Raw genomic sequence first — 10,655 nt, forward strand, 5'->3', positions numbered from 1 at the left:
ATACTACAAAGTTAGCAAAAATGGCTTTTCAAAAGGAGATCCACATGAAAAATTCAAAGTCTTTAAATTTAAGAGAAATTGTTGTGATTGCTTCAATTTCGGTTGTTTTTGGTATTCTGTATCTTGCTTGGATTTTCTTTGGCCAGTTTATACAAGGCGTATTTGGGCCAATTGGCTTTGGATTGATTACTGGGTTTTGGATTATGGCACCGATCGTTTGTGCTTACATTATTCGAAAGCCTGGAGTTGCTTTAATTGCCGAAATGATTGCTGCTGGAACTGAAATTCTTGTCGGTTCAGTCAGTGCAGGTGCTGTACTTATTCTCGGTTTTACTCAAGGACTTGGGGCCGAACTAGCTCTAGCTTTATTTTTATATCGAAGCTACCGTTTACCTAACTTAATGTTAGCTGGTATGTTTGGCATTGTGGCTAACTTTATCACGATTTACTATCTGTATGGGTATAGTCAATACTCTTCATTCATTATCGGTTTGATGATCGTGTCAATGCTCATTAGCGGTGCCTTACTAGCTGGATGGGGAAGCAAACGTATCGCTGATGCCTTATGTCGTACAGGTGTACTAGATAATTTTGCATTAGGAAAAATCTATCGTCAGCAGAAAGTGGATCATGATGAGCTATCTCGACATTTGTGATTTAACAGTAAGCTATCCCTTTCAACTCAAAAAGGTGTTGCAAGGGATTAATTTAAAAATCAATAAAGGGGAAAAGGTACTGATTCTTGGTCCTAGCGGTGGCGGAAAAAGCACGTTAGCACTTACGCTAAACGGGATAATCCCAAGATCTATAGAAGCTGAGATGACTGGCTCAGTATCGGTAGATGGATACTCTCCAATCGAATTAAGTTTCCGTGAAATAAGCGAACGAGTAGGCATCCTGTTTCAAGATCCTGAAACACAATTTTGTATGTTATCTGTTGAAGATGAGGTCCTGTTCGGTTTGGAAAACCTCCGCCTCCATAGAGAGGAAATGGAAAGAAGACTGGAGAAAAGTTTAGAGTTAGTTGGACTTACAAACTGGAGAAAAGCACAATTAAAAGAGCTCTCAGGTGGAATGAAACAAAAACTTGGGCTTGCATGCTTACTTGCGATGGATCCTGAAGTGTTTATTTTAGATGAACCAACAGCAAACCTAGACCCCACCAGCACTGAGGAAATATTTAATTTATTGATTGAGCTCTCTTATAAATTAAACAAAACGTTACTTTTTATTGAGCACAAGCTTGATCATCTATTGCCATACTTAGAAAGAGTGATTGTCCTAGGAAAAGAAGGTGAACTGATCGCAGATGGTGCTCCACGAGACATTTTTAACCACTATTTTTCTGCTATCATTCAGCAAGGTATTTGGGTACCGCAAATATGTAAGTATGCAAAAGAGTTAGAGAGTCAAGGCATGAAATGGAGTCTTTTCCCTCTCACAATGGAAGAGTGGAAAAAAGGATTTACAGGACAACAACTAGATATCCAAACTCTTCAAATGGAGACAAACAAACAAAATAGCAATGAACATTCTGATCGTTCGACGATTCTACAATTCAAAAATATTTCTTTTTCTTATCAAAATCACCCTGTGTTAAAGAACATTAATTTTTCAGTTTCAAGTGGTGATTTTGTCGCCCTCCTTGGTCCAAACGGTGCTGGCAAAAGTACATTGTCACAACTTTTAATTAAACTTTTAAAGCCTGAAAAGGGTGAAATCTTTTTAAATAACGATCCCTTTAGCAAATTAAAAACATCAGAACTTATCCAAAAAATAGGTTATGTTTTTCAAAATCCTGAACACCAATTCATATGTGATACGGTGGAGCAAGAATTGGCATATGGTTTAAAAATACGTGGGTGGAGAAAAGAAGAGTGGCAACCACGTGTTGATGAACTTTTAGAGCAATTTTATTTAACAGAACAAAGACAAAATAATCCTTTTTCATTAAGTCAGGGTCAAAAACGTCGTCTGTCTGTCGCGACCATGCTTATGAATGATCAACAACTTCTCATTCTGGATGAACCGACATTTGGCCAAGATTATGTCAATACGAATACGATTATGAATTTATTAAAAGAATTAAATCAAAGCGGTAAAACCATTTTTATGATTACTCACGATATGGAGCTAGTCTCCGAATACGCGAATAAAGTCATTCTGTTAAATGAAAGTGAAATTACCTATCACGGCGACGTTGTTCCTTTTTTTAAGGAACAAGAATTGCTTGAAAAAGCCTCAATTAAAGTACCCCTTTCCTACTCCTTACAATCGTTAACAAGGGGAGTTAAGGAGGAGGCGTTTCTATGTTAGAGCAGTATCAAAAAGGCAACCATTTTTTACAACAAGTAAACCCAACTTTGAAGCTAATAAGTATTGTTGTCGTAATCTTCTTCATGGTTCCAATTTTTGATCCATGGACTCCTTTTGTCCTGCTCATCTTAACAGTAGGAGCCATCATCATTTTAGGAGGCGTTTCTTTTCGTTTTTTATTACTGATTCTCCTACCTTTTAGTTTATTTGCTTTTAGTTTTATTTGGATAAATGTTGTCTTTCCTAATCAACGGGGGGAAATGATTCTATTTCAGATTGGAAGTATGCCAGTTGCTCTTGAAAATGTCGTAACAGGTATCTCTTTAGGGCTTCGTTCCCTTCTATTTGCTTCCTGGTCATTATTATTTGTGCTCACAACTGAGCCTACAAAGCTTATGCTAAGTCTGATCCAACATTGTAAGCTCCCGCCTCGGTTCGGATATGGAATGATGGCCGCATACCGATTTCTCCCTTTATTTAAACAAGAGTTGAATCAGATCCGTGCAGCACATCGTATCCGTGGATTAGGAGAATCACGTGGATTAACCGAACGTTTTCGAGAAACGAAACGATATATCATCCCTCTTTTAGCCAGCGCGATTCGAAAAGCAGAGAGAGTCGCTATCGCAATGGAGTCAAAAGGCTTCGATGGCAGCCGACAGCGCAGCTTCTACCATGTCGTTCCGTGGACAAAAAAGGATTTGTTTTTTGGGGGAGGTTTGGTTATTTTATATACTGGATTGATTTTCTTAAGAAAAAGATACTTATTTTAATAAACAGGAGGTCATTCAAAATCAGATTTTGAATGACCTCCTGTTTCCATCTATATGAGGATTCTTTAGTTTCAATCACTTCTCTCAATCAGCCACTACTAGAGGTACTATTTTCCCTTCATTTACGTTTATCAATCCATGATCGGTTATTTTTAATGCTGGACTAACAGGAAGTGAAAGTGTGCTGAATGACATGATAACATTGTAATGCTTGTATCCTAATGATTTGAGCGCAGTTGTTAGATGACGAACCTTCCCAGAGATCACTTCCAATGGCTCTTCAGATAAAATCCCACCTACTGGAAGATGGAGTACGGAAAGGATTTTCCCATTTTCTACGCAACAAATTCCACCTTGATTACGTATAACTTCATTAGCAGCAAGCAACATATCCTGCTTATTTTGACCTACTACTAAAAGGTTGTGATTGTCGTGGGAATAGGTAGTAGCGATTGCGCCCCGCTTCAATATATCTCCACCAATTAATCCTTGCGCATAGTTACGGTTTTTTCCATACCGTTCGAATGTTGTAATTAGTCCGTAGGAACTTTCTTCCCAGTAAAGCTTACCGTCTCTCACCTCAAGCACATCATGTATTTCCTCGGTAAAGGTTGAACCGTCCTGAACGTTCATAATGCGGCACTTGTAACGATCATCCTTGAGTGGAAGCTGAACTTCAAAATTGTCTACTTTGAGCTCTTCAAGCTTCACGCTTTGGTAGAATGCCTCAGGAAATTGTCTTTCCTTTACTGACTGCTCATAGGGCATTGCAGAATCATATACAAGCTCACCTTTTTTGTATACCATTTCAATATCAAAGCTTTGCAGATTTGATACAAGCAGAAAATCTGCAACTTTTCCTGGTGCAATTGCTCCCCTGTCGTACATTCTCATGCGCTGTGCTGGTGTATAAGTACATGCATAAATTGCTTTTTCTGGAGACATGCCCATTTGGATCGCTTTCTTTAGGAGTACATTGAGGTGTCCTCTTCTTTGGAAAGAGTCAGCCATGACATCATCCGTGATAAAACAGAAATGCTCATCTACTTGTTTTTCAGTTAAATAATCTATAACCTCTTTAGTCATCGATTTTTCTTGAATCTCAAGAAACATTCCGGCTTCAATCCGAGCTTCCATTCCATCAACAGTTTGATGGGTGTGGTCTGAATTCACTCCCGCATAGACCATTTTTTGCAAGTCTAAATCGAGCAGCTTTGGAACATGCCCCTCTATGATTAACTCCGGATAGTGGGAACGGACATGCGACAAAATTTGATTTGTTTTGCAATCTGGCTCGGAAATAACCTCATAGTAGTTCATGATCTCGCCTAAGCATTTAATGTCTTCTGTTTGAATCAACTCATCTATATCACTAATTTCAATTGTCCCACCTGTTGTTTCCATTGACGTCGCAGGTACAGAGCTTGGAATGGCATAGAACATATCCACAATACATTCCTTGCTAGCCTTAATCATTTCCTTTACACCTGAAATCCCAAACACATTGGCCATCTCGTGCGGTTCCGGGACAATGGTAGTCACACCATTTTTAATTAACCCGTAAGAAAACGTAGAAGGAGTCACCATCGTGCTTTCAATATGCAAGTGAATGTCGATCAAACCTGGGATCAAAAACTTTCCATTACCGTCAATAAACTTCTTAGGCTGGAAGGTTTCTAACTCTCGTTCACCAATATACAAAAACTTCCCATCCTTGATCACTACATTCCCTTTAATAAATGTTTTTAAATAGCTGTTATAGACGTAACTGTCTACTACCAGCAGATCAATCTCCATTGTTTACCCTCCCTATGCTAATCAACAAGCACCATTTGGTTTCTTGGAATTCCCAGGATAACTTCCTGACCAGCACGATAAGGTTCTATCATTTCCTTGTTCACCGTGAAATCTCCTAAACTCGTTTCAACAGCATACTGATAGCTTCTTCCAAGATATGTGCTTACCTTAACTTTGCCATATAACCCGTTTTCTAGAGGAGATTCAAGAGTATCTTTTGCCTGAATCAAGAAATTGTCCGGACGGATAGCACCTGTTTTTCCAGAAGTATTGATCATTTGTGAGTCTTTTTGAATGACAAAGACTTGACCAGACTTACTAAGTTCAATTCTATCCTCATAATCTGACCGTTTATCAAACTTAATAAAGTTTTTAAACCCGATGAAGTCAGCGACAAATTTAGTCCCTGGATATTTGTAGATGGTAGCAGGGTCGTTTAGCTGTTCAATAACGCCATTATTCATTATCGCCACCTGATCAGAGATTGAGAAACACTCCTCCTGGTCATGAGAAACATACACAGTAGTAATGCCTAGCTCTTGCTGGATACGGCGGATCTCTACTCTCATATTCACCCTTAAATTTGCATCGAGATTACTTAAAGGCTCATCAAATAATAGAATATCTGGTTCAATAATAAGTGCCCTTGCGATAGCTACACGCTGCTTTTGTCCTCCGGAAAGCTCCTGAGGATATCTTTTTTCAAATCCTTTTAAATTAACGATGTCTAAAACATTCATGACACGCTTTTCGATTTCACTTTTAGCTATTTTTCGTAACCTAAGGCCGAATGCAATGTTATCGAAAATTGACAAGTGTGGAAATAATGCATAGTTTTGAAATACAAAGCCAAAGTTCCGCTTATTCACAGGTACTTTTGTATAATCCTTATCTTTAAATAAAAACTTTCCATGGTTAGCTTGTAAAAATCCTGCAATTAAACGCAAGGTTGTCGTTTTTCCACAGCCGCTCGGTCCAAGCAGTGAAACAAGCTTCCCTTTTTCAATCTCAAGATTAAAATCTTTCAATATATTTTGTTTGTTGTAAGCAACAGATATGTCTTGTAAAGTAAATAAAGCCATCCATTATTACTCCCTTTATCGTTTTGTAAAATATGACAAACCCATGAGCCTCTCAACCATAAACATGAAGAAGGCGGTAATGAACATGAGCAATACAGAAATAGCTGCAATAGTAGGATCAAAATAATTCTCTACATATGTCAACATCTGAATCGGAAGCGTACTTACCCCAGGACCTGTCATAAAGACTGAAATATCAACATTATTGAAGGATTCTAAAAAGGCGATCATAACAGCCGCTAAAATTCCTGATTTTATATTTGGGAGAACAACTGTAAAAAAGGTTCCTAGCTTACTCGCACCTAGGCTCTCGGCTGCTTCTTCAATTGAAAAGTCAAAGTTTGATAAGCTTGAAGAAATAACTCGTATAATGAAAGGAAGCATAATGATTGTATGTCCAATAAACAGACCCGCATAAATTGGAAGCTGATATATCACCACAATGTAACGCAAAAACGTAAAGCCTAGCACGATTCCCGGGATCAATATGGGAGAAACAAAAAATGCATTCACAATACTTTTACCTTTAAAATCAAACCTGCTTAATGCATAGGCTGCAGGTACACCAATCAATAGTGCTAAAAGATTGCCTGCAAGTGAAACTAGAATAGAAGTATTGAATGTGGTTAAGAACATCTTCACTTCAAAAATATTTTTATACCATTTTAAAGAAAACTGTTCTGGTGGAAATTTTAAAATAGTGCCGCCTTCAAATGATGTTATCGATATGATCAGTAAAGGCCCTAGTAAGAAGATAAACACTAGGAATGTAAACAGGGCCAATCCTCGATTTTTTTCCTGCATACACCTCTACCCCTTTGGATTTAATTTTTTAGCCATTCCATTCATAATCGTAATAATCAAAATTGTGACAACGATCATGATCGTAGCAACAATCGAAGCCAGATTCCAATCATTCAATGTAATGGCATTTTGATAAAGAAACGTTGAAATGACACGCTGCTTTCCACCAAGTAACGCAGGTGTTGTATAAGCAGTAAAGCTCCCTACAAAAACTAGAATGCTTCCAATGACTAAGCCTGGAACACAAAGTGGAATAACTACCTTTGAAAATACAGCCAATCTTGATGCCCCTAAACTTTCCGCTGCTTTTAATAAATCGGATTCGATATTTTCCATTACTCCAACAAGTGTTACGATGATCAACGGTAAAAACAAGTGCACTAATCCGATAATAATGGCCGTTGGCGTGTACAAAATGTCAAGAGGTTCTTCAATCAAGCCCACGCTCATTAACAGATTGTTCAATACTCCATTCCTTCCTATAATGACCATCCAACTAAACGAACGAACAACAGGGCTTGTTAAAAGCGGAAAAATCGTCAGCAAAAGCATGATTGCTTTTTTTCTTGATCCAAGTTTTGAAATATAGTACGCTGCTGGAAACCCTAGCAAAATACAGATAATGGTTGTTATCATACTCACTCTAAGTGTCGTAAGCAGAATTCCAATGAAGTATCGATCTTGGAAAAAATCGATATATCCTTGTATGGTAAAACCACTCTCATTATTAACTGTCGATCCAATCGTTAAGAAGATTGGAATAATCATAAAGATCGTTAAAAAAAGAACTCCTGGCAACAGCAGCAGGTATAGATAATATTTTTTCATCTCCTAAACCCCTGTTCGAATTAAATTATGAGTTGATGATGCGAATAAACAGGTTAAAAAACTCCTTCGCATTTACACCTAGACTAACATTTAAATTTGCAGGCTTCATAAGCCGGTTTTGTAAATCACAAACCATTTGTCCGTCACAAAGCTCGCTTTTTGTTTCCACATCCACATAGTATTTTTCTCTCGTGACAAGATCTTTTTGCAACGCGACCCCCACGGCTAAAGGGTCATGCATGGCACAGGCGAAAACACCGTTCCGTTCAAAATACTTGTTTCTGTAATCAGCAGTACTTTCTTTTATATAATTAGCAAGTGTACGGTTTGTAATCAATTGGATATGCTCGTCAGTCAAAAGAGCCTTTCTTGTGACATCTAGCCCGACTTGTGTTATTGATTCGAACCCAGCATGTAAAACAATTTTTGCTGCTTCAGGATCAACATACGTGTTATACTCCGAAGTTGGTGTCACATTGCCAACTCCTTGTATAACTCCTCCCATGAAGATCACTTCTTTTACATGCTTGGCAATTTGCGGACATTTTTTTACAGCTAATGCTAAATTCGTAAGAGGTCCTGTCATCACCAACGTTACTTTTTTAGAAAAGCCTAAAATGGAATTAATCATAAAGTCTGGAGCAAAACCATCATCATTATGTTGTTTAACATGAACATCCTTTAAGGCACCACCAAGACCGTCTTCACCATGAATTCGATGTTCAAAAAATGTATTCCTGAGGATAGGAGTGTTGGCCCCTTTAATGACTGGAATTGCTTGTTCACCTAAAAGGTCTAGTATTTTGTACGTATTCCGCGTGGCAGAATCAAGTGATACATTCCCGTTAACTGTTGTGATTCCCAATATATCAAATTGACGACTTTTCACAGCAAGAATGATCGCAATTGCATCATCGATTCCAGTATCCACATCGAGAATCAATTTTTCCCTCATTGATCACACCTCGTTTTCTTACTGTACGAGCTCTCTATTCCAACGATCGATCCATGCTTTAGAACTTTCATTGATAAATTTCATATCTAATACTAATAAATCATTAATTACTTCTTCTCCATAGGTTAGGCCTTGTGCCTCTGTTTCAGTAAGCTGAACATCTGTGTTTACTGGAGAATCCACCTTCGCTTTTGCTGATTTCTCCTGAACTTCCTTACTTAAAATGTAATTAATAAATTCCTCAGACAATTCTTTTTGATCGCTTCCTTTAACAACATTCACCGTATTCATTACTGCGTATCCGCCTTCTTCAGGTGACACAAACTTGGCATTTGGAATGGCTTCCTGCAAATCGGCAAAGTACATTTCCATTATAGGGCCTGCAACAATTTCCCCTTGTGCAAACATGTTGACAAACTCAGATGTTTGCCCATATTCCTTTACAACATTTGGCATAATCATTTTCATTTGCTCAAAAGCTTTATCTTCATTAAATTCTTTACTACCACTGACTTTTGAAGCAGCATCTAAAAACATTGGCCCTGTTGTAGAAGTAATCCCAGGAATCGTAATTTTACCTTCTAATTCATTACTCCAAAGATCTTTCCACGAAGCAATCTCCTTACCTACTTCATCTGGATTATAAGCAATACCAAATTGGGCTACTGTATAGGCTGGTCCATAATTTTCGCCAAGTGGAGCTTTAGCCATATCGTATATTTTGTCAATATTCGCAACCTTGCTGCGATCAATTGTTTCAAATAAACCATCATCAATACCCTGCTGTGCATAGTAATCAGACAGGAAGATAACATCCACATCTGAATTTCCTTGACGTACTTTGTTCAAGCGATCGGCATTGTTTCCTGTATCCAGAACAATTTCAACATTGTGCTTATCTTCAAACGGTTTGTAAACTTCATCACGAAAGAAGTCCGCAGCGAACCCCCAAGTGGAAATTACCAATTTCGCTGGCTTTTCCTTTTCACTAGTAGGATTTTCATTTGAAGTACATGCAACTAATACAAACAGAGATAACACTATGAGACAACTAACAATTTTTTTCATCATTTAAACCTCCAATATTTTATTTGTGTTTAGTATTGCCTTTCTTGATTATTTATTAAAAAAAAAAAGACAATCTTAAATAGAATAAAAATTCTACCCAAGATTGTCTTTTCTTTGTAAACAAAGATAAGCCTATCATGTAGTCTCGATATTTTGGCGTTCCTCTTCAGATAAATCCGAGTAGGAAATCCATTATTTTAATTTTCCTTTATTACTATATTCGTAAAAGCACGTTGGGTAGCTGAGTCATAATCTCTTAGAACAGCTTCGATATCCCAACTCGTCTGTTCTTCCATCTTTTTTCTTATTTTCTTCTTAAAAAGAAGTGACATATGAAAGTCGACTTCTTGCTTTAAATTAGGAACCTCACCCTCTAAAGCAGCAGAACGCGGAGCACGACGGTGTATAGCTTGAAACGAAATCACATTCTGCTCAACTGTAACCTTCAGCAGTGTTGTACCGACACCGAACAATTCCTTTGATACCTCATTGTACATATGAGAAAGTAATTTCTTCGCTTCATTAGAGTCCATCGGAAAAATGTGAATCACCTGCCAAACTGTTATTATTAATTATTATACATAAATTTTATCCTTTTACAAGATAACATACGGTTTTTAATGAAAAAAGTGTGTTTATATCAAAATTTATGAAAAATCTTTAGTAATATCCGAACTATCATGGTTTGTCTATGTAGTTCCAAATGCATTTGGCCTCCAACAGGTCCTAACGATCGGCCAATTTCCTTGATAATACGATTAACTAAAATCTCCGTTTCAGCTGCTTCTGTTTCCGTTAAATCTTTGATAGCTAATTCAATCGTTGAAACTTCTGTTCCCAAATAAAAACTGACCGTTTTATAGGAAAAAACTCCTTCAAACGCAGCTGTTAACGTTGTTGTAAATATCTGATAAGATAAAGTAGACATTAAGTTATACTACAAACCCGATACATAGTATCTGTACTATCAATTTCTTAAGTAGTAATGGCAGCCGAAAGGACGTTATACCTTGTTTGAAACATTACTATTGA

At 37.5% G+C, this 10,655-nt stretch carries 11 protein-coding genes; 3 read left to right on the plus strand and 8 right to left on the minus strand.

The window, feature by feature from the left end; all coding sequences use genetic code 11:
• The first annotated feature begins 44 nt into the window (after positions 1-44).
• From ACFFIX_RS14565 to ACFFIX_RS14575, 3 genes are read left to right on the plus strand one after another with little or no spacing between them, the layout of a single operon-like run.
• Positions 45-656 (plus strand): ECF transporter S component, encoded by a 612-nt coding sequence (locus tag ACFFIX_RS14565; protein ID WP_378935161.1) that lies wholly within the window; start codon positions 45-47, stop codon positions 654-656.
• Positions 634-2,316, plus strand: a complete 1,683-nt coding sequence (locus ACFFIX_RS14570; RefSeq protein WP_378935164.1) for an ABC transporter ATP-binding protein — start codon at positions 634-636, stop codon at positions 2,314-2,316. Before ACFFIX_RS14565 ends, ACFFIX_RS14570 begins: the two co-directional genes overlap by 23 nt.
• On the plus strand, positions 2,310-3,089 hold the full coding sequence (locus tag ACFFIX_RS14575) for an energy-coupling factor transporter transmembrane component T family protein (protein WP_378935166.1): 780 nt from the start codon (positions 2,310-2,312) through the stop codon (positions 3,087-3,089). The genes ACFFIX_RS14570 and ACFFIX_RS14575 overlap by 7 nt, the downstream gene beginning before the upstream one ends.
• A gap of 84 nt (positions 3,090-3,173) precedes the next feature.
• On the opposite strand, the gene ACFFIX_RS14580 is transcribed toward ACFFIX_RS14575, so the two are convergent.
• The 8 genes from ACFFIX_RS14580 to ACFFIX_RS14615 form a co-directional block, all read right to left on the minus strand.
• Positions 3,174-4,886 (minus strand): adenine deaminase C-terminal domain-containing protein, encoded by a 1,713-nt coding sequence (locus ACFFIX_RS14580; protein ID WP_378935168.1) that lies wholly within the window; start codon positions 4,884-4,886, stop codon positions 3,174-3,176.
• A 17-nt stretch (positions 4,887-4,903) separates the two neighbouring features.
• Positions 4,904-5,968: an ABC transporter ATP-binding protein gene (locus ACFFIX_RS14585; protein WP_378935170.1), complete on the minus strand. Its 1,065-nt coding sequence runs from the start codon at positions 5,966-5,968 to the stop codon at positions 4,904-4,906.
• Between the two features lie 15 nt (positions 5,969-5,983).
• A complete protein-coding gene (locus tag ACFFIX_RS14590; RefSeq protein WP_378935172.1) occupies positions 5,984-6,772 on the minus strand; it encodes an ABC transporter permease in 789 nt (262 codons plus the stop codon).
• 6 nt (positions 6,773-6,778) lie between these two features.
• Positions 6,779-7,600 (minus strand): ABC transporter permease, encoded by an 822-nt coding sequence (locus tag ACFFIX_RS14595; RefSeq protein ID WP_378935174.1) that lies wholly within the window; start codon positions 7,598-7,600, stop codon positions 6,779-6,781.
• 25 nt (positions 7,601-7,625) lie between these two features.
• On the minus strand, positions 7,626-8,555 hold the full coding sequence (locus ACFFIX_RS14600) for a nucleoside hydrolase (RefSeq protein WP_378935176.1): 930 nt from the start codon (positions 8,553-8,555) through the stop codon (positions 7,626-7,628).
• 18 nt (positions 8,556-8,573) lie between these two features.
• Positions 8,574-9,623: an ABC transporter substrate-binding protein gene (locus ACFFIX_RS14605; RefSeq protein ID WP_378935177.1), complete on the minus strand. Its 1,050-nt coding sequence runs from the start codon at positions 9,621-9,623 to the stop codon at positions 8,574-8,576.
• Positions 9,624-9,820: 197 nt separating this feature from the next.
• Positions 9,821-10,156: a DUF2294 domain-containing protein gene (locus ACFFIX_RS14610; protein ID WP_378935179.1), complete on the minus strand. Its 336-nt coding sequence runs from the start codon at positions 10,154-10,156 to the stop codon at positions 9,821-9,823.
• A 107-nt stretch (positions 10,157-10,263) separates the two neighbouring features.
• The gene (locus ACFFIX_RS14615; RefSeq protein WP_378935181.1) at positions 10,264-10,551 is read right to left on the minus strand and encodes an alanyl-tRNA editing protein; all 288 of its coding nucleotides are present in this window, start codon (positions 10,549-10,551) and stop codon (positions 10,264-10,266) included.
• Positions 10,552-10,655: the final 104 nt, after the last annotated feature.

This window comes from Metabacillus herbersteinensis (assembly GCF_042433335.1).
Lineage (GTDB): Bacteria > Bacillota > Bacilli > Bacillales > Bacillaceae > Metabacillus > Metabacillus herbersteinensis.